Below are 18,907 nucleotides of genomic sequence, written 5' to 3' on the forward strand. Positions count from 1 at the left end.
CTAAATGCGTGTTTGTCGCGTTTGTCGTGATTTCATAATCACCGAGCTTGGTAGCGCACGCGCTTCGGATCGGCGGCGGTAAGCCCGCTACAGCGCCTAGGCTTCGTCGGAGATTGTCCTGTTGTCAAAGCCCAACACCCCGTCTTTCCCCAGCCTTAACCTCAGGAAGTCCTTCGCCAAAAACAGCTCTCCCTGATAGCGCTCGGCAGCCTCCGCTCGGATATCGTCCATCGATAACCCTCGCCCTGGAACGTTCTGGTAGCGCGCGCTGAAGTGCGTCAGCACCAGGTTCGGTAGCCCGACGGCCTGCGCAAAGGCTGCAACCTGTGCCGCAGTGCTGTGGCCGAAATCGTTTTTGCCGGCGTCGGCGATGGGCTGGGTGTAAGTGGCTTCGTGAACGAGCACGTGCGCGTCCTGGCAGGCGTCACGTAGCAGCTCGGGGCGGTCATTGTCGCCAGCGATGACGACGCGGCGGGGCGGGCGGGTGGACAGCAGATAATCCTCGCTGCGCAAGGAGTGACCTTGGAATTCGACGTCATGGCCGCGCACCAGTTGCCCCCAGAGCGGGCCACGAGGGATGCCGTCGCGGTCGAGCTTTTCGGTATCAAGGCGCGGGTCGGGCCGCGCTTCGGTGAAACGGTAGCCCCAGCTCGGCACGCGATGGGAGAGGGCGATGGCTTCGACGCGCACCTGCGGGTTGCGCCAGCCTTCGAAGGTCTCGATGGCGTGAAAGCGGAGCTCATAGGGCAAGTGGCTCTGGCTCATTTCGAGCGTGGCGCGTACCCAGCCTTCAATTGCCGCGGGCGCGATGATCTCCAACGGCTCCTGCCGGCGCGCCATGCCGGCGCTGGCGAGCAGACCGGGCAGGCCAAAGCAGTGATCGCCGTGCACATGCGTGATGAAAATCGCGCGCAGCCCATGCAAGGTCAAAGGTGTGCGCAGCAGCTGGTGCTGAGTGGCCTCGCCGCAGTCGATCAGGTACCAACCTTTTCCGCTGTCTTCCACCAACGCCAGCCCGCTGACATTGCGGGCCTTGGTCGGTGTGCCGGACGAGGTACCGAGAAATAGCAGATCCACACCTGTGCTCCCTGTTCTGCAATGTTTGTGATTCGTGACGGCAGCGCCCTGATCAATGCAAGCAGATACACGGGTGATCGCCATTCTTGAGCCCGACATATTTCCTCACAGTTGCCCAGCGTTTCGTTTGGTGGGTTAAAGGTTGCTGAAAGCTTTGCTTCGTAGCCTGCCCGGCTCACCTGTTTCAGCTGGATAAGAATAAAGAGGAGATTAGGCTTGTTGACTCTGATTGGTCTGTTGACCATCGGCAGCTTGGTAGTACTGCTGCTCGTCGGGCGCATGGCGCCGATTCTGCCGTTGATCGTAGTACCGCTGGTAGGCGCATTGCTGGCCGGCTTTGGACCGGAGGCGATCTCCGGTTTTTTCACTGACGGTCTGGAGCGTGTGATATCCATCGCCGCCATGTTCGTCTTCGCCATCACCTTTTTCGGCGTGCTGCAGGATACCGGGCTGTTCCGTCCGATCATCGGCGCCATGGTGAAGATCACTCGCGGCAACGTGATCGCCGTGGCGATGGCCACCGCTGTGATCGGCATGCTGGCGCACCTCGACGGCGCCGGCGCGACTACCTTTCTGCTGACCATTCCTGCACTGCTGCCGCTGTATCGTCAGCTGCGTATGAGCCCGTACCTGATGCTCATGCTGCTGGCCCTCGGCGCCGGCATTTTCAATATGCTGCCCTGGGCTGGCCCCTTGGGCCGCGCGGCGGCGGTGACCGGCATTGAAGTGACTGAGCTGTGGCGGCCGCTTGTTGCTGTGCAGGGCGTCGGCGTGGTGTTGCTGGTGGCACTGGCCGCCTTGCTGGGCTGGCGTGAACAGCGGCGCATCGCGTCAGGCAACGTACCGGCAGATGTTGGCGTGTTGGTCGAAACCCACGCGGGTCTTCACGAACCTACCCCTGAAGAGCGCGCATTGGAGCGCCCTGGGCGTCTTTGGGTCAATGGCGGCCTGTTCCTGCTGGTGTTGATTGCGCTGTTCGCGGGAGTGTTACCGGCTGGCTACATCTTCATGATTGGCCTGTCGCTTGCGCTGTTCATCAACTACCCCGGCGGTAAGACACAGATGCAGCGTATCGCGGCGCATGCGCCGGCGGCGTTGAGCATGGGCATGATTATCCTCGCGGCGGGCTCGATGCTGGGGATGCTGACTGGCACCGGTATGCTGACGTCCATCGCGCAGGATCTGGTTCAGGTGCTGCCTGCCTCGATGGTGTCGCAGCTGCACATCGTTCTCGGTGTATTTGGTCTGCCGATGGAGCTGATGCTGAGCACCGACGCCTATTACTTCGGTCTGCTGCCGGTCACGTTGGAGGTGGTGACCAATCACGGCGTCGAGCCAGCCAGCGTCGTCTACGCGATGACCATAGGCAACATCATCGGTACGTTCATCAGCCCGTTCTCGCCAGCACTCTGGTTGGCCCTCGGGTTGGCCGGGCTGGATCTGGGCCGGCATATCCGCTACTCCCTATGGTGGATGTGGGGCTTTTCCTTGTTGCTGTTCATCGCCGCTTGGATGCTTGGCCTGTTCTGATGATCCGAGACGTAGCAATCCGCTTATATCGTTTAGCTACTAAAAAAGAACAAACTTATATTAAGGATTGCTAGTTCTCACCGTTATGCTGCTTCCCTTTGACACGGCCCAGGCGGGCCTCAACGGGAAGCGAACGATGGAATTAGGTGTTATCGGCTTTGTAGTGGCCGGCCTGCTGGTGGGGTTCATCGTTGGCATGACAGGCGTTGGCGGTGGCTCGCTGATGACGCCTATTCTCCTGTGGTTTGGCGTCAACCCGGCTGCCGCCGTGGGTACCGACCTGCTTTACGCGGCGATCACCAAGGCAGGTGGCGTCTGGGTTCATCAGAAGAATCGCAACATTGACTGGAGCATCACCGGCTGGCTGGCCCTTGGCAGCGTGCCGGCAGCAGGCCTAACGCTCTGGGTGCTGAGCGGGCTGCACTCCGATCCGGAAGTGCTCAACGCGATTATCAAACAGTCGTTGGGCGTCGTTCTGGTGCTCACCGCGCTGGCGGTGCTGTTCAAAATGCGACTGCTCGCATTCGCCGCTCGTCTGTCCGGGCCGACGCCTCGGCTTTCGCCGCGCGGGCTGAATGTGCTGACCGTTGTGGTCGGCGGCGTGCTCGGTGCGATTGTGACGCTGACCTCCATCGGTGCCGGCGCGCTGGGTACCGTGGCGCTGTTCTTTCTCTACCCGCTATTGAGCACGCGCCGTCTGGTCGGAACGGAGATCGCCCATGCCGTGCCACTTACGCTGGTGGCAGGGCTGGGCCACGCCGGCATGGGGAATATGGACTGGACCATCCTGGCCTATCTGCTGGTGGGTTCGCTGCCGGGCATCTACCTGGGCAGCAACCTGGCCGGCAAGGTCCCGGATACCGTCCTGCGTCCCTGCATGGCGGTTATGCTGGCAGCCATCGGCTATAAGCTGATCTGACCCATCGTCGGTCGGGCGGCCTGTTACCCGGCCTGTTCGCAGTTGATCATCCAGGAGACGCCGAAGCGGTCCGTCAGCATGCCGAAACGCTCAGCCCAGAAGGTTTTCTCCAGCGGCATCACGACCTGTCCGCCTTCGGCCAGCCCGTTGAACAGGCGTTCGCACTCGGCAACGCTTTTTGGATGCAGGGATATCGAGCAACCCTTGATCCCGTCGTATGGGCCGCCACCACAGGCTGCGTCGCCAGGCATGGTGTCGGAGGCCATGAGCTGGTAATCGCCCAGGTTCAAACAGACGTGCATGATTCGCTCGCGGTGCTCGGCAGGGAAGTGCTCGGCTTCGGGCGCCTGAGCGAAGGTCATCATTTCCAGCGTGCCGCCCAGTACTTGTTGATAAAGCGTAAAGGCGTCGCGTGCCTGGCCGTCGAAGGTGAGATAAGGGGTTATCTTCATGGTCATTCTCCTGTTCCGATCAGTGGGAAATCCGGGCGCGCAGTCGTTCTTCCTGCTCGCGCAATTCGGGCGTGAATTCAGCGCCGAAATCCTCGGCTTCGAACACCTGACGGATCTCGATTTCCGATTCGCCAATGGCTGATGCCGGGCAACGTTTCACCCAATCGATGGCCTCCTGCAGCGACGCGGTCTGGAACATCCAATACCCGGCAATGAGCTCCCGCGTTTCAGCGAACGGGCCATCCACCACCGACGTTTGCCCCTCGCTGAAGCACACCCGCGCGCCCCGGCTGCTCGGGTGCAAGCCTTCGCCGCCCAACAGTACACCGGCGTTGGCCAATTCCTCGTTGTACTGGCCCATGGCCTCAAGCACTTCCTCACTGGGCATCACTCCCGCTTCGGTATCGCGGTTGGCCTTGATCATCACCATGAATCGCATCGTCTGACTCCTTCATTTGATGGGTCGAATCAGCCTAGACGGATCTGCACAAATTTCCGCTGGCTCTGATCATTGGTCGAGTGAGAGAGGCAAAATTCGACATGGCATTTGCAGAAAAAACGAAATCACGGAAAGGCAAGCGCCGATGCGTGCGATCAGGCGTCGACCAGAGACGCCAAAATTATTTTCGAAAGGCCTGCATCCGATTCGATTTCTCGCGGGTAGTACAGGTAGCGGTCTCTGTTGCCGCCCACCTGATCACTACCGGAGATTCAAAATGGACGCGAAAAAGATCCTTTGCCTGACCGGACTTTCCCTGGCGCTCGGCTGCTCGGCCGGTGCCTTCGCCAATATGGACGTACCCGACGCCGTCAAAGTCCCGGATGGCCACACCGTCAGCATGGAAACCCGCGGCGTCGGCAAGATCACCTACGAATGCCAAGCCAAAGCGGATATGCCCGAAAAAATGGAGTGGGTATTCATCGGCCCCCAGGCCGCGCTCAATGATCGCAGCGGCAAGCAGGTCGGCAGCTATTACGGCCCGCCCGCTACCTGGGAGGCTGCGGATGGTTCCTCGATAACCGGCACCCAGGTTGCGGTGGCTCCGGCTGGCGATGGCAACATCCCGTATCAGTTGGTCAAGGCCAACCCTGCCAAAGGCAACGGCGCGATGAAGGGCGTCAGCTACATTCAACGTGTGGCGACCAAGGGCGGCGTAGCGCCGGCGGCAACCTGCGATGCAAGCAACAAGGGCGAGCGCCAGATCGTGGATTATCAGGCCGACTACCTGTTCTGGACCAGTAAGTGAGCCCAGCACAGCGGGCGAAAAGACGCTCGATATGAGCGTTAAACGCCTCTATGCTTCACAGATGCCCCGGCCTGCGCGCCGGGGCAACTACAATCAGCCAGTGGCGGATCAATTGTCAGCAGCGCCTCCATCCCCGTTCGACTACGAAGCAGCCTTGCGCGCCTGCGCTCGCGGCGAGCGCTCGGCATTACAGAACCTTTATGAACAGGAAAGCCCGCGCCTGCTCGGCGTGGTTCAGCGCATCGTGCGAGACGCCGCGCTGGCGGAGGACATCGTGCATGACGCCTTCATCCGCATCTGGAACAAAGCGGCGACGTATGACCAGGCGCGCGGCTCGGCCCGTGGCTGGATCTTCAGCGTGACCCGCCACCTCGCACTCAACGCCGTGCGCAACAATGCCCGGCAGATGCAGATGGATCCAGACGAGGAGGGCGAAACCAGTCACGCAGCCATTGATGGTTGGCAGGAACAGACCGACGCCTTCGATTGGCGAGTCAATCCCGGCCGGATCGAAGCCTGTCTAGAGCAACTGGAACCGGTACGCCGCAACTGTGTATTTCACGCCTATGTCGACGGCTATTCCCATCAGGAAATCGCCCAGCGCCTGGGTGCTCCGCTGGGCACGGTAAAAGCCTGGATCCGCCGCAGCCTGACTGCTTTGCGTGAGTGCATCGGATGAATACCGAACTCAACGACAGCGGTGAAAGCCTGCATGAATTGGCCGGCGAATACGTTCTCGGTACCTTGTCCGCGCCGCAGCGAGAGGAAATCGAACGGCGTTTACCGGTCGATCCCGAGCTGCAAGCCGCCGTGGATTATTGGGAAGCACGCCTGCTGCACCTGACCGATCTGGTTGAGCCACAAACGCCTTCGCCGCGCCTGTGGGCTCGCATACAACGAAGCCTGGACGAATCCGCTCGACAGACCGTACCGGTGTCGCGGACTCGTCAATCGAAATGGTGGGACAGCCTGTCGCTTTGGCGAGGGTTCGCCGCCGCTGGGATGGCCGCGACACTGGTGTTGGGCTCGTTGCTGCTTACGCGCACCATCTCGGATTCATCGCCGACCTGGCTGGTGGTACTCGCCACGCCACAGAACCTTGCCCCCGGTTGGGTGATGCAGGCCAGCAACCAATCGCGGGAAATCGAACTGATCCCCCTCGGCGTTACCGAGTTGCCGCCCGACAAGGCGCTGCAGCTCTGGACCAAGGCTGAAGGCTGGCAGGCACCGGTTTCGCTCGGATTGGTCAAGCCCGGCGAGCCAGTGAAGATTCGCCTCGACGAGCTTCCGCCGCTACAGCCCAATCAGCTGTTCGAACTCACGCTCGAACAACCGACTGGCTCGCCAACCGGCAAGCCGACCGGGCCGATCCAGTTCATCGGCCGCGCGGCGAAGGTGATCTAAGCTTCCACGTCTCGGCGCAAAAATCTCTGGCTTGCTTGCAGCAATCCATCCAGAACCACTCGCAGCAACATCCAACATGTACCCAACCCTCTCCCTCCGGGAGAGGGTTGGGGCGCCCGGCATAGGGGTGAGGGCTGCTGTAATAAGCACAGAGCGCTCGAAAGAAAGTCCGTTTCACCCCCGTGGCGGAATGTTCAGCCCCTTGGCTACCGCAGGCCGCGCGACAAAAGCATCCAGCACGCGCTGCACATTGCTGAAGCGCTCGAATTCCACCAGCTCGCGCGCCTCGTAGAAACCCACCAGGTTGCGCACCCAGGGAAAGGTGGCGATGTCGGCGATGCTGTAGCGACCGCCCATGAGCCACTCGCGGCCTTCCAGACGCTTATCGAGCACGCCCAGCAGCCGCTGGGATTCTGCGACGTAACGATCACGTGGACGCTTGTCCTCGTACTCCTTGCCAGCGAATTTGTGGAAGAAGCCGAGCTGGCCGAACATCGGCCCAACGCCGCCCATCTGGAACATCAGCCATTGGATCGTCTCGTAGCGGGCCGCCGTGTCCTCGGGCATGAGCTGGCCGGTCTTATCCGCCAGATACAGCAGAATCGCCCCGGATTCGAACAGTGCCAGCGGTTTGCCGTCCGGTCCGTTCGGGTCGAGGATCGCGGGGATCTTGTTGTTCGGGTTCAGCGAAAGATATTCCTGCGACAACTGATCGTTGGTCTCGAAGCTGACCAGGTGCGCCTCGTAGGGCAGGCCGGTCTCCTCCAGCATGATCGACGCCTTTACTCCGTTGGGCGTGGGCAGTGAGTAGAGCTGCAGGCGTTCCGGGTAGCTGGCAGGCCATTTCTGGGTGATGGGAAAGGCAGATAGATCGGACATGCAGCATGCTCTCCGTACGATGGGGAATTGAGGATAGCTCACCCGTTGGCGCAGTTGGGTCGACTGGGGAACGAGGGCGCGGTTCTCAGTTGGTCGGGCCAGCCATTGCGCGGGCGCCTCGATGGCTTCGGCGTCGCCGACAAGCTGCACTATGCTCAACGCAGCGTAGGCGTTGCCGCCTGTCGCGTTCTGGAACCATCACACGAGGCGTTCGACCATGGTGCTGATCCTCATTCTGTTGCTGCTGATTGCCTTCATCGTGTATTCCACGGTGAGCTGGAAGCTGCATCCTTTCCTGGCCCTGCTGGCAGCCGCAATTCTTGCGGGCTTCGCCTATCAGGTGCCGACTGCGGAAATCCTCAAAACGGTCGCCACCGGCTTCGGTGGCATCCTCGGCTACATCGGCATCGTCATCGCCCTGGGCACCATCATCGGCGTGATCCTCGAACGCTCCGGCGCGGCGATCACCATGGCCGAAAGCGTGATTCGCCTGCTGGGCGAACGCTTCCCGACCCTGACGCTGTCTATCATCGGCTATCTGGTGTCGATCCCGGTGTTCTGCGATTCCGGCTACGTCATCCTCAACTCGCTGAAAAATGCACTGGCGGCGCGAATGAAGGTCTCGGTGGTGGCGATGAGCGTGGCGCTGGCCACCGGCCTGTACGCCACTCACACCTTCGTGCCGCCAACGCCGGGCCCGATTGCCGCCGCAGGCAACCTGGGGTTGGAAGATTCGCTGGGGCTGGTGATTGCCGTCGGCCTTCTGGTGTCGGCAATCGCTGCGCTGGCCGGGATGCTCTGGGCCAACCGCTTTCTCAAGCAGGACGATCGCGAGCTGCTGGACGAAGCGCCGAGCGAGCTGCTCGCCGAAGACGTGGACTTCGACAGCCTGCGCGCCCGCTACGGCGTGTTGCCCAGCACCTGGCAGGCCTTTGCGCCGATCTTCATTCCCATTGCGCTGATCTGTATCGGCTCGATCGTCGCGCTGCCGGGCAGGCCGCTGGGCGAAGGCGTCGTGTTCTCCGTGCTGAGTTTCCTCGGCCAGCCGGTGGCCGCACTACTGATCGGCCTGGGCTTCGCCTGCACGTTGCTCAAGGGCGAGAACAAGCGCCAGCAGTTCCATGATCAGGTTGCGGCTGGCATCGTCTCCGCGGCGCCGATTCTGCTGATCACCGGCGCTGGGGGTGCCTTTGGCGCAATGCTGAAGATCACGCCGCTAGGCGATTACCTGGGCCAGAGCTTGTCGGCGCTGGGTATCGGTTTGTTCATGCCCTTCATCGTCTCCGCCGCACTGAAGACTGCGCAGGGTTCCACCACCGTTGCGCTGGTCACCACCTCGGCAATGGTCGCGCCGCTGCTGGGCAGCCTCGGTCTGGATAGCGAAATGGGCCGGGTGCTCACGGTAATGGCCATTGGCGCGGGCGGTATGACCGTGTCCCATGCCAACGACAGCTTCTTCTGGGTCGTCTCGCAGTTCAGTCGGATGAAGGTATCCACCGCCTACCGCGCGCAGACCATGGCGACGTTGGTTCAAGGCGTGGTGGGTATGACGGTGGTCTGGCTGTTGGGGCTGGTGCTGCTCTAAGGCTTCGCGTTGACGAGCCAGACCGGATGCAAGTGGCTCCGGTCTGGCTCGAGCTTCCGACTAGCGGGACTCGTTCTCGCCGGACAGTGTTTTGATCATCGCCACCGTCAAATACAGGCGCGGCGCGATGCTGGCAAGTTCCAGGTATTCCTCGTCCGAATGCAGGCCAGCACCAACCACACCCATAGTTTCCAGCACGGCTGGCTTGTCGCTGTCAGGCACGTAGGCATAGCCGGCATCGGTGCCGAAGCGCATGGCGATGGGCTCAATGGTCTTGCCTATTTCGCCGTAGAGCTTCTGCGCCGTCTCGGCTAATTGATCCGAGCCGGCGTTCTTCGCCAGCGGCGGACGACCCTTGTCGATGCGCAATTCCACCGTGGTGTCGTCGATCAGCTTGTCTTTGATGATGCGCTGGGCATCGGCCAGGACGCGGTCGTACTCGCTCAGGTCCGAATAGCGCATGTCGGCTTCGGCGGCGGCGCTGTCGGGGATGATGTTGCGCTTCTCGCCGCCTTTGATCATGGTCCAGTTCACCGTGGTGCCTTTGTCCGGATCGCCCAGATCCTTGAGCTGAACCAACTGATGCGCCAGCTCCATTACCGCATTGCGGCCTTCCTCGGGGGCGGAGCCGGCATGGGAGGATTTGCCCTTCACCTCCAGCATCACGGCGTTGATGCCGTTGGTGGCGATGGTCACAGCATCCTTGTCCGGCGGCTCGTAGGAAAAGACGTAATCATGCTTGCGGGCGAGCTCGGCGATGATCTTCTTCGAGCCCGACGAGCCCATTTCCTCATCTGGATTGAACAGCACGGTGATGGTGCCGTAGTCATCGAAGTTCTGCTCCTTCAGCAGCTTCAACGAGTGCAGGATCATCGCGACACCGCCTTTGGCGTCCGCGACGCCTGGCCCGTATGCGCGCTGTTCATCCATGCGGAAAGGGCGTTCGGCGGCGGTGCCTTCGGCAAATACCGTGTCGTAATGGACCATCAACAGGAAGTTCTTCGTGCCCGAGCCTTCCAGCGTACCGACGATGTTGTCGCCAGCTGAGGGCGTTGCGGGCGTGGCCGTAACCTCGGCACCCAGCGCTTCGAGCCGTTCGACCAGCATTTGGCTGACCGTGGCGAGCCCTTGTTGCTGGCCGGTCCCGGTATCGACCGCCACAAGCGCTTTCAGAGTTTCCAGATAGGCCGGCTGCTCCGTTTCGGCCTGCTTGAGCAGCTCGCTGGGCTGAAAATCGGCCGCGAGGGCAGGAAGGGTGAACAAGCCGAGCGCGAGAGCGGCGGCGATGGACGAGCATCGTGCGGACATGGAGGGCCTCGTTCATTTTTGTGGTTATCGAGGATGAGAGGCCCAGCAAGCGCGCATGTTCCGCCAATCAGGCGAGTCGGCTTGGTCAGGTTTCGGTGTTGGCGCCGTACAGCCGCTTGCTCCAGTCCTCCACGGTGCGCTCTTGCAGACGGCGCTCCACTAGCTTGCGCCAGGACGGTACCAGTGGCAGCTCGCTCAGTTCATGCAGGGCCGTCTGGTCCAGCGTGCGCTGATAAAGCACTTCCAGCACCCGGGTCAGCGACCAGCGCGGGAAAGGGCGGTGTTCGAGTATGAGCAGCTGCCCGGCTTCGAGCGCGCCGGGTTCGAGCACCTTGTAGTACCAGCCGGTCATGCCGCTCTGTTGCATACGCAGCGCCATGTCCGGGATGCCGAAGCGATCATTTAGCTTCCAGCAGGGCTGGCGCGTCTGCACCACTTCCAGCCGTGCGTCGCCGCAGCGCAGGACATCTCCGAGGCACAGATCCGCCTCGCTGAGCCCCCGGGTGCTGACGTTCTCGCCGAAGGCGCCTGGTTGCTCCAGCAGCTGCAGGGCACCGAGCTGCTCGCGCCAGAGGGCGTAGTGTTCGTATGCATAGTGGTGCACGGCTTTGTTCACGCCGCCATGCACCTTTAGGTCGCCCTGCTCATCGCCTTCCAGTCCTTCGAAACCCACCGGGACCGGGCCGGCGACCGCGTGCTTGGCGATGGCGCTGCGGGTGCCGGGGCGGGTGTAGGGGACGGCCTTGCCGACCAGTAATTGCTCGATCCTTGCCAGCTGCATTGGCGCTCCGGACGTTCATCGTGAAAGGCGCGATTGTGCCTCAAACGTCGGCCCGGAACGCTCCTATCAGGCCTTCCAGATGTAAGGCGGTTCCGGCTCTTCAGCAGGACGAACCACACGTTCGCAGACCAGCCCGGTTTCGGCCGTCATCTGCCGGGCGGCTTCGGGATCGTCGGCGAAGGGCAGCAGGGCCGTCTGCTCCGCGTCGTGGCTGGATAGATTCGTCAGGCTCAGCGCCGCGCCCAGCAGCGCTATCACGGTGAAGAAGATCAGCATCGCCATGGTTTACCCCGCCGTGACCAGATTGGGAATTGGCGCCTGAACGGCATTGTCGCCAGCGCGCACAGTGCGCCAGGTGTTATAGGCCATCAGCAGCATGCCGAAGGCGAACAGCCCGCCGCCGATCATGCGTACCACGTAGCCGGGATGGCTGGCTTCCAAGGCTTCGACGAAGGAGTAGGTGAGGGTGCCGTCTTCGTTGATCGCACGCCACATCAGGCCTTGGGTGATGCCGTTGACCCACATCGAGGCGATGTAAAGCACGGTGCCGATGGTGCTTAGCCAGAAGTGCGCGTTGATCAGGCCGACGCTGTGCATCTGCTCGCGTCCCCAGAGCTTCGGAATCATGTGGTAGAGCGTGCCGATGCTGATCATCGCCACCCAGCCGAGCGCGCCGGCATGCACATGGCCGATGGTCCAGTCGGTGTAGTGGGACAGCGCGTTGACGGTCTTGATGGCCATCATCGGACCTTCGAAGGTCGACATGCCGTAGAACGCCAGCGATACCACCAAAAAGCGCAGGATCGGGTCGGTGCGCAACTTATGCCAGGCGCCCGAGAGGGTCATCATGCCGTTGATCATGCCGCCCCAGCTTGGCGCGAGCAGGATGATCGACATCACCATGCCCAGGCTTTGCGCCCAGTCCGGCAGTGCGGTGTAGTGCAGGTGGTGCGGGCCGGCCCAAATGTACAGGCTGATGATCGCCCAGAAATGCACGATGGACAGCCGGTAGGAATAGATCGGCCGCTCCGCCTGTTTCGGCACGAAGTAATACATCATCCCGAGGAAACCCACCGAGAGAATGAAGCCCACCACGCTGTGCCCATACCACCACTGCACCATGGCATCGGTGGCGCCCGAATATATCGGATAAGACTTGAGCAGTGTCACCGGCACCAGCATGTGATTGACGATGTGTACCATCGCCGTGACGATGATGAACGCACCGTAGAACCAGTTGCCGACGTAGATATGGCTGACCGTGCGCTTGGCGATGGTGCCGAAGAACAGCCATGTGTAGGCGATCCACACGAAGGTGACCAGCAAGGCGATGGGCCATTCCATCTCAGCGTATTCCTTGGAGGTGGTGTAGCCCAGCGGGTAGCTGATCAGCATCGCCACGATCGCCGTCTGCCAGCCCCAGAACACGAAGCTCGCCACGCCGTCGGAAATCACGCGCACCCGGCTGGTGCGCTGCACGACGTACAGGGACGTGGCAAACAGCGCGTTGCCACCGAACGCGAAGATCACCAGATTGGTGTGCAACGGTCGGATGCGGCCAAAGCTGGTCCAGGGAAGGTCGAAATTCAGTTGCGGCCACACTAGTTGGGCCGCGATGAACACACCCATGCCCATGCCGAGGATGCCCCAAATCAGGGTCATCAAGGTGAACTGGCGGACGATGCGGTAGTTGTAGGTTTCGCCAGACGAGCCGGCAGGAATCACTCGGGACATGAAATTTCCAGATGCACGCAAGGAGGTTTGCAAGGTTTCGTTCAGCCTTTACGCCTCGTGGGCTTCCTCTGCGGGGGCCTCGTTGCGAGTCGTACCTGGCGCCATGCGAGCGCTGAAGGTGAACGCCAGGCAGTGTGATCTTCCTGTTTGGTCTAGGCAAAGGAATAATAATGAACGTTAAATGCATTTATTTTTATTTATCATGTGGCCGGCCTCGGATGCTTTAAGGGCAATCCAGCGGCGGCGAAGCAAAAAGACTGCACCGTCGCGGCAGGATTTTTCATTGTTGGTCGCTGTTGACATGCCGCTAGCATGGTTCCGGCCAGCTGCAGGCTGATCACCGAACAAGGAAAAGAAAGAGATGACTGTGGAATCGTTAGGAATCGAGCGGGAGCGCCTGATCGAGGCGCTCGATGAGCTGTTGAGCGCTGAGCGGGCCGGGGCACAGGTTGCCCATGCCAGCCTCGCGGAAGCCAAGGGAGACCTGCAGCGTAGTGTGCTGGCGCAGGTGCATCGTGGCGAAGCCGATAGTTGCCGGCGATTGCGAGATTGCTTGCTGATGCTGGATGCCGGGCCGGGGCACGAGCGCGGCGCCTTCTACGAAAAATGCATGGCGATCGCCGATCTGGGCGAGCGCCTGGCGCTGGTCGACCGAGGCCAGAAATGGGTGATTCGAAAACTCGAGGCGCTGCTTCAGGACGTCACTCATCCGCAGATTCGTCAGGAGCTGGAGGCCGTGCTCCGCACCCATGAAATCAACAGCGATGACTATGCCGCCAAGGCGGAGGAATTGCGTTAGGCGTCTCGCAGATTTTGTCGAGGCGCAATGGCGGTGCTGCTCCGGCGGCGCACTACTCATTTCAAAGCTCGCGGTGCGCGGAGCGCACCCTACAGACTTGGCGGGTGCAGATGCTTTTGTAGGATGCGCTTTGCGCACCAAGGTGATCCGAGTTCTGGCTGTTCTGGGCACGAGGTAGACGTGGCTTTGCTATCGGACATCGGCCACGATTCGGTTTACTACTTCTGACCGGTATGGTCTGCCTTCCCATTCGTCCTGGAGAAAATCGGTGTCCCTGATCACGCCCTACGACCCGCAGAACATCTTTGCTCAGATCATTCGGGGCGATGCGCCTTGCTACAAGCTCTACGAGGATGACGACGTGCTCGCCTTTCTCGATCTGTTTCCGCAATCCTTTGGCCATACGTTGGTGATTCCAAAGCGCTCCGCTGCCTGCAACATCCTCGATGTGGATACCGAGGCGTTGTGCAAAGTGATGGCGGTTGTGCAGAAGCTCACCCGTGTGATCGTCGATGAATTGCAGCCCGATGGCGTGCAGATCGCGCAGTTCAATGGCGCGCCGGCGGGGCAGACGGTGTTTCATATTCACGTGCATATCGTTCCGCGATACACGGGCGAGGGCTTGGGCATCCATGCAGCGGGCAAGGCCGAACCGGAGGCGCTGGAGAGATTGCAAGCGCGGCTGGTGCAGCGGTTGGCGCAGCGAGCGTAGGGTGGGCTGGGCGACTCTTCGCTTAACACCACTACGACCGAGGCGCTTCTGTGGTGGGCTAAAGCCCACCCTACGGCCCATCGAGAGATAGCAGCCATCAGGGTCTCAATGCGTGACCAATGTCGGGTGGGCTTCAGCCCACCACAGGTAGCTTCGCTGGTGGGCTAAAGCGGAGCACCGCCCGACCCATCCTTCAACCTACCTAGCCGGCCACCAGCTGCGTCAGCGCATGCAGCACCAGCCCGACCAAGCCGCCGACCAGCGTGCCGTTGATGCGGATGTATTGCAGGTCCTTGCCAACGCTCTGCTCCATCTGCTCGACCAATTCGCGGCTTTCCCAGTTCTCCACGCGCTGGGCAATGTAATGGCCGATCTTGCCGCGATAGCGCTCGAGCATTGCCGGTGCGGCCGTCATTAACTGCTCATTGATCCAGCTACGCATGGTGGCATCCGCTGCCAGGGAGTCACCGAGGCCTTGGGTCAGCTTGACGATACGCGTGCCGATGCGTGAGTCCGCGCTCTCCAGATCGGCTTCCAGCCAATCGGTCAGCTCTCGCCAGAGCGTCCGGATGTAATCGGTGGTGGCTGGGTGTTCCAGCAATTGAGCGACGACGCGCTCGACTTCCAGGCGATAGCTCGGATCGTGCTTGAGGCGCTCGATGTATTCCCCGACATGCTCGTCGAAACGCTCGCGCAGCGGGTGTTCTGGATCGCCCGCGACCTCAGCGATCACGGCCGAAACCCCGTCGACGAACTTATTCGCCGACCAGCCCCCGACGGCCTTGCCTAACCCCAGATAACGCAGGGTTCGCACCTCGGCGGTGATGGCCTCGGCCACCAGCGCACGGGTGTCGTCGTCCTGCAGCAGCGCATCGAGCTTGATCAGCGCCTCGTCGAGCATCGCCTGGTGCTTGCCCTGGCGGGTGAGCATCTCCAGCACTTGCCCGCAAACTGGCGCCAAATCGACCTTGCGCACACGGTTGATTAGTTTGGTCTGTACGAACGTCTGCACGCGCTCGTCATGCAGGGATTCGACACCGAAACGTGCCATGCCGGTGAGCTGCCGGCCGACCGCAGCGGCGTTGTCTGGATGGCGCAGCCAATTGGCCAGGCGCCCGCCAAGATCCAGCGCTTCCAGCTTGGCCAGTACCAGTGGTGTGGACAGGAAATGGGTGGTGATGAAGGTCGACAGGTTCTGCCCGATGCGCGCCTTGCTGCGCGGGATGATCGCTGTGTGCGGAATGGGCAGGCCGAGCGGATGGCGGAACAGGGCGGTGACGGCGAACCAGTCGGCAATGGCGCCGACCATCGCGGCTTCGGCGAACGAGGCGAGATAGCCCCAGGCCGGATGACGTGGTTCCATGGCGGTGGCGATGATGTAGAGCAGGGCGGCGAGCAGCAGGAGCAGGCCCGCGACCAGCTTCATGCGCGCGACCGGTGATTGCCAGCGGCTGTGCAGAGGGCTCATGCGATTCCTCTTGGTGGCGGCGGATGATGAAACGAGGCGGTGTCGGCCGAAGGACCGACGGGTCTGCCCATACAGCACAGACCCGTTTGGGCGGGAGCGGGTTCGATGAGCCCGCTTGCTGCGCGTGGTGAAAGGAGCGGCTTATTCCTCGTCATCTTCCTCGCGGAGCAGCACGTAGGTGCCGTCAGCCAGGCGCTCGCAGATATAGAACATGGAAATCGTACCGTCCTGCTCGGTCACCGCGGCGTAATCGTCCGCCTCGACGGTGAAGTAGCCCTTGGAGTCAGAACCGGCTTCGCTGGCGAATACGGCGGTGAAGAACGCGTCTTCAGGCATGCCGTCGAAATAGTCGGCGCGTTCCTTGGCATCCCACTCGGCCGGCGGTTCGAAGTTGCCGGTGATGATGACACGGGCGTCGCCCATGTCCTGCTCTTCGCCGTCCGGGTCCGATTCGTGGGCGCGGTAGATGGTGCAGCTCAGGGCATTCGCGTCGGCCAGAATGCTGTCGCGCGTGTAGTGATGGTTGGCAGGCATGGAGCGGCTCCGGTGCAGGTGGGATTGCGGGGAGTGTGGTGGAGTCCTTGGGCGGCTGCAATCGCAAGTTGAGCGGGGCGGCGGATTCTTTTTGTCACGGCGTGATGAGCGACCGCCGGCAAGCGCACGGATGAACGCCCTCCGGCTGGGATGGCTCCAATCGATAGAACCCATCGGGCCATACAACGAGGTCGCCATGAACCAGAACCATCAGGGTCACTCCGAGCACGAGATGCCCACCGAGGAATCACCAGACATCACCATGACTGACAGCGGCGAGAAGGAGCCGGGCGAAGATCCGGATTTCGACGACAGCGAAATCGACGGCGGCGAAGACCGCGGCTGACCCGATCCTCCGAGCGTAGCTGAATCTGCGCTCGCTACCAGGAGCGTTCCATGGACAAATATCACGTGAACCCGACCCCGATGGGCTGGGAATTGACCGATCCGCAATCCCAGGAAACGTTGCTACGTACCCTGACCAAGGATGAAATGCTGAGCGAACTGGACCAGTTCATGGCAGGCAAGACCGCTTCGGTCGAGGTTTACAGGCGAGACGGAGGGATCGAGGAAGAGCGGCCTTATCCCGGTAGCAGCCATCCGATATCGACCCGCTAGCAGACCGTTAAAGAACTACCCAACGGCCTGCTAGATAGCGATCGCAGTATCTTTGCGCACGGTGAGCGAGCAAACCTGTCATACCATCACCGCTTCGCTTATCTGGAGAGTCCCGTATGCGCTTGCTCCTTGTCCTCGTTCCTCTTCTGGCTCTGGCCGGCTGTTCGTCCTGGCAGGCCGACCCGGAGGACATCAAACCGGTGCCGCAAGAACGCTTGCGCGGCTATCAGACGCCCATCGCCAATGGCGGTGAGCTGGTGGTGACGCGTGATTTCGGCTTGCGTGGGGGCGGCTGCTACGTGGCGCTGATGGTAGATCGCAAGATCGCTGCACGCATCCATGTCGGCGAGCAGGCGCGTTTTCAGGTGCCGGCGGGGATGCGCATCGTCAGCATCGAGTCCGACCCCGAGGACGATACCCTGTGCGGCAAAGGCAAGCTGCTGCGCGAAAAAGCAGCACGGGTCGAGTCGGGCGAGACGCTGCACTTTCGCATCAGCGCCGACAATCGTATTGGCTTCGACATCCAGCAGGTCGAGGTCAAATAGCAACTCCTCGCCAAAGCGGTAAACGTCCAGGTTGCCGCGTTTCACATGGTGAAATAATCGCTCTGTAGCCTCGACGAACCCTTACGCGGCTTTGCGCTCCATTTAGCAGAACCGTTGTGCTTGAGCCTTTGCAGTCCAGCTTTGCTGTCGCTACGGCTCCCAGCGACTATCCCAATGACCTCGCGGCCACGCTGCCGCTACAAGGAGTGATGCGTGAAGAAAGTCCTACCCTCGTTGATGTGTGCCGCCGGCCTCGCGCTGGTCCCCTCGCTGCATGCCGAACAACGACCGGCCTATGGACCGCAGCTGGAAGGCTTCAGCTATCCGCATCCCATCGAGCGCTACGAGTTCTCATCGCAGGAGAAGGCGCTGTCCATGGCCTATATGGATGTCGAGCCCGAGGGAAAGGCCAATGGCCGAGCCGTTGTGCTGCTACACGGCAAGAATTTCTGCGCCGCGACCTGGCAAGAAACCATCGCGGTGCTTTCGCAAAATGGTTACCGGGTGATTGCGCCAGACCAGATCGGCTTTTGCAGCTCCAGCAAACCGCAGGGCTATCAGTTCAGCTTCGCTCAGCTGGCGCATAACACCCAGGCGCTGCTGCAATCACTGGACGTGGATCGGGCCACCGTCATCGGGCACTCCATGGGCGGCATGCTGGCGGCTCGGTTTGCGCTGAACTATCCGAACATGGTCGAGCAGTTGGTGCTGGTCAATCCGATCGGTCTGGAAGACTGGCAGGCCGAGGGCGTGCCTTACGCGCCGATCGATCAGCTGTACCAGGGCGAGCTGAAAACTGACTTCGACAAAATCAAGGCCTATCAAAAGAAGTTCTACTACAACGGCAACTGGAAGCCCGAGTACGACCGTTGGGTGAACATGCTAGCGGGCATGTATGCCGGGGAGGGCAAGGAGATCGTTGCCTGGAACCAGGCGCAGACGTCAGAAATGCTCTTCACCCAGCCGGTCATCCATGAGTTCGAAAAGCTCAGCATGCCGACGCTGTTGCTCATTGGCGGCAAGGACCGCACCGCACCCGGCGCCAACCGCGCGCCCGAGGAAGTGGCGCAACGCCTTGGCAACTACCCGGAACTGGGCCGACGGGCGGCCGCACTGATTCCCAAGGCTACGCTGGTCCCATTCCCCGAGCTTGGCCATTCACCGCAGGTCGAGGCACCGCAGGTGTTTCACAAGGCGTTGCTGAATGGGCTCCGGGCGCGCTGATTGATTGTTGCGCTGGCAGCGCGTCGTGCTGCCAGCGCTGGCAAACGTTGCGGCCATCGCGACTGTGCCTGGGTCAACGGCATTACTGAGT

22 protein-coding genes are annotated in these 18,907 nt (G+C 61.4%); 12 read left to right on the top strand and 10 right to left on the bottom strand.

Annotated features, from left to right (window positions below; translation table 11 throughout):
• Positions 1-96 precede the first annotated feature (96 nt).
• Positions 97-1,077: a ribonuclease Z gene (locus NA645_RS12575; RefSeq protein ID WP_256049108.1), complete on the bottom strand. Its 981-nt coding sequence runs from the start codon at positions 1,075-1,077 to the stop codon at positions 97-99.
• Between the two features lie 216 nt (positions 1,078-1,293).
• On the opposite strand from NA645_RS12575, the gene NA645_RS12580 reads away from it, so the two are divergent.
• Together NA645_RS12580 and NA645_RS12585 are read left to right on the top strand one after the other, a co-directional pair.
• On the top strand, positions 1,294-2,607 hold the full coding sequence (locus NA645_RS12580; RefSeq protein ID WP_256049109.1) for a CitMHS family transporter: 1,314 nt from the start codon (positions 1,294-1,296) through the stop codon (positions 2,605-2,607).
• A gap of 136 nt (positions 2,608-2,743) precedes the next feature.
• Complete coding sequence (locus NA645_RS12585) at positions 2,744-3,526, top strand: sulfite exporter TauE/SafE family protein (RefSeq protein ID WP_131651131.1); 783 nt, start codon at positions 2,744-2,746, stop codon at positions 3,524-3,526.
• Positions 3,527-3,549: 23 nt separating this feature from the next.
• Here NA645_RS12585 and NA645_RS12590 read toward each other — a convergent pair whose 3' ends face one another.
• Both NA645_RS12590 and NA645_RS12595 read right to left on the bottom strand, forming a co-directional pair.
• Positions 3,550-3,978, bottom strand: a complete 429-nt coding sequence (locus NA645_RS12590) for a VOC family protein (RefSeq protein ID WP_256049110.1) — start codon at positions 3,976-3,978, stop codon at positions 3,550-3,552.
• Positions 3,979-3,997: 19 nt separating this feature from the next.
• On the bottom strand, positions 3,998-4,417 hold the full coding sequence (locus NA645_RS12595; RefSeq protein ID WP_256049111.1) for a YciI family protein: 420 nt from the start codon (positions 4,415-4,417) through the stop codon (positions 3,998-4,000).
• A gap of 277 nt (positions 4,418-4,694) precedes the next feature.
• Between NA645_RS12595 and NA645_RS12600 the strand changes: the two genes are divergently transcribed.
• The 3 genes from NA645_RS12600 (at position 4,695) to NA645_RS12610 (ending at position 6,629) form a co-directional block, all read left to right on the top strand.
• On the top strand, positions 4,695-5,225 hold the full coding sequence (locus NA645_RS12600) for a DUF3455 domain-containing protein (protein WP_256049112.1): 531 nt from the start codon (positions 4,695-4,697) through the stop codon (positions 5,223-5,225).
• A 61-nt stretch (positions 5,226-5,286) separates the two neighbouring features.
• The gene (locus tag NA645_RS12605; RefSeq protein ID WP_256049160.1) at positions 5,287-5,904 is read left to right on the top strand and encodes a sigma-70 family RNA polymerase sigma factor; all 618 of its coding nucleotides are present in this window, start codon (positions 5,287-5,289) and stop codon (positions 5,902-5,904) included.
• Positions 5,901-6,629 carry an anti-sigma factor gene (locus tag NA645_RS12610; protein ID WP_256049113.1) on the top strand — a complete coding sequence of 243 codons (729 nt, stop codon included), beginning with the start codon at positions 5,901-5,903 and terminating at the stop codon, positions 6,627-6,629. The genes NA645_RS12605 and NA645_RS12610 overlap by 4 nt, the downstream gene beginning before the upstream one ends.
• 174 nt (positions 6,630-6,803) lie before the next feature.
• On the opposite strand, the gene NA645_RS12615 is transcribed toward NA645_RS12610, so the two are convergent.
• Complete coding sequence (locus NA645_RS12615) at positions 6,804-7,508, bottom strand: glutathione S-transferase N-terminal domain-containing protein (protein ID WP_256049114.1); 705 nt, start codon at positions 7,506-7,508, stop codon at positions 6,804-6,806.
• A 217-nt stretch (positions 7,509-7,725) separates the two neighbouring features.
• Here NA645_RS12615 and NA645_RS12620 point away from each other — a divergent pair, with 217 nt between their 5' ends.
• Positions 7,726-9,093, top strand: coding sequence for a GntP family permease (locus tag NA645_RS12620; protein WP_256049115.1), 1,368 nt, complete (start codon positions 7,726-7,728; stop codon positions 9,091-9,093).
• 60 nt (positions 9,094-9,153) lie between these two features.
• Here the strand turns inward: NA645_RS12620 and NA645_RS12625 are convergent, their stop codons facing one another.
• The 4 genes from NA645_RS12625 to ccoN form a co-directional block, all read right to left on the bottom strand.
• Positions 9,154-10,401 (bottom strand): M20/M25/M40 family metallo-hydrolase, encoded by a 1,248-nt coding sequence (locus NA645_RS12625; RefSeq protein ID WP_256049116.1) that lies wholly within the window; start codon positions 10,399-10,401, stop codon positions 9,154-9,156.
• An 85-nt stretch (positions 10,402-10,486) separates the two neighbouring features.
• Positions 10,487-11,182: an MOSC domain-containing protein gene (locus tag NA645_RS12630; RefSeq protein ID WP_256049117.1), complete on the bottom strand. Its 696-nt coding sequence runs from the start codon at positions 11,180-11,182 to the stop codon at positions 10,487-10,489.
• 66 nt (positions 11,183-11,248) lie between these two features.
• On the bottom strand, positions 11,249-11,464 hold the full coding sequence (locus NA645_RS12635; RefSeq protein ID WP_256049118.1) for a hypothetical protein: 216 nt from the start codon (positions 11,462-11,464) through the stop codon (positions 11,249-11,251).
• A gap of 3 nt (positions 11,465-11,467) precedes the next feature.
• Positions 11,468-12,916, bottom strand: coding sequence for a cytochrome-c oxidase, cbb3-type subunit I (gene ccoN, locus NA645_RS12640; protein ID WP_256049119.1), 1,449 nt, complete (start codon positions 12,914-12,916; stop codon positions 11,468-11,470).
• A 361-nt stretch (positions 12,917-13,277) separates the two neighbouring features.
• Here ccoN and NA645_RS12645 point away from each other — a divergent pair, with 361 nt between their 5' ends.
• Together NA645_RS12645 and NA645_RS12650 are read left to right on the top strand one after the other, a co-directional pair.
• Positions 13,278-13,715 carry a DUF6306 domain-containing protein gene (locus NA645_RS12645; RefSeq protein ID WP_256049121.1) on the top strand — a complete coding sequence of 146 codons (438 nt, stop codon included), beginning with the start codon at positions 13,278-13,280 and terminating at the stop codon, positions 13,713-13,715.
• 268 nt (positions 13,716-13,983) lie between these two features.
• Positions 13,984-14,427, top strand: a complete 444-nt coding sequence (locus NA645_RS12650) for an HIT family protein (protein ID WP_256049123.1) — start codon at positions 13,984-13,986, stop codon at positions 14,425-14,427.
• A gap of 202 nt (positions 14,428-14,629) precedes the next feature.
• Here the strand turns inward: NA645_RS12650 and NA645_RS12655 are convergent, their stop codons facing one another.
• Both NA645_RS12655 and NA645_RS12660 read right to left on the bottom strand, forming a co-directional pair.
• Positions 14,630-15,895 carry a DUF445 domain-containing protein gene (locus NA645_RS12655; RefSeq protein ID WP_256049124.1) on the bottom strand — a complete coding sequence of 422 codons (1,266 nt, stop codon included), beginning with the start codon at positions 15,893-15,895 and terminating at the stop codon, positions 14,630-14,632.
• 141 nt (positions 15,896-16,036) lie between these two features.
• On the bottom strand, positions 16,037-16,429 hold the full coding sequence (locus tag NA645_RS12660; protein WP_256049125.1) for a hypothetical protein: 393 nt from the start codon (positions 16,427-16,429) through the stop codon (positions 16,037-16,039).
• A 196-nt stretch (positions 16,430-16,625) separates the two neighbouring features.
• On the opposite strand from NA645_RS12660, the gene NA645_RS12665 reads away from it, so the two are divergent.
• The 4 genes from NA645_RS12665 to NA645_RS12680 all read left to right on the top strand — a co-directional run bounded on the left by NA645_RS12665 (position 16,626) and on the right by NA645_RS12680 (position 18,816).
• Complete coding sequence (locus NA645_RS12665) at positions 16,626-16,775, top strand: hypothetical protein (protein WP_256049126.1); 150 nt, start codon at positions 16,626-16,628, stop codon at positions 16,773-16,775.
• 50 nt (positions 16,776-16,825) lie between these two features.
• Complete coding sequence (locus tag NA645_RS12670) at positions 16,826-17,047, top strand: hypothetical protein (protein ID WP_256049127.1); 222 nt, start codon at positions 16,826-16,828, stop codon at positions 17,045-17,047.
• Between the two features lie 116 nt (positions 17,048-17,163).
• The gene (locus tag NA645_RS12675) at positions 17,164-17,592 is read left to right on the top strand and encodes a 3-isopropylmalate dehydratase (protein WP_256049129.1); all 429 of its coding nucleotides are present in this window, start codon (positions 17,164-17,166) and stop codon (positions 17,590-17,592) included.
• Positions 17,593-17,829: 237 nt separating this feature from the next.
• Positions 17,830-18,816 (top strand): alpha/beta fold hydrolase, encoded by a 987-nt coding sequence (locus NA645_RS12680; protein WP_272892056.1) that lies wholly within the window; start codon positions 17,830-17,832, stop codon positions 18,814-18,816.
• The last annotated feature ends 91 nt before the right edge of the window (positions 18,817-18,907 follow it).

This window comes from Stutzerimonas stutzeri, assembly GCF_024448955.1.
Classification (GTDB): domain Bacteria; phylum Pseudomonadota; class Gammaproteobacteria; order Pseudomonadales; family Pseudomonadaceae; genus Stutzerimonas; species Stutzerimonas stutzeri_AQ.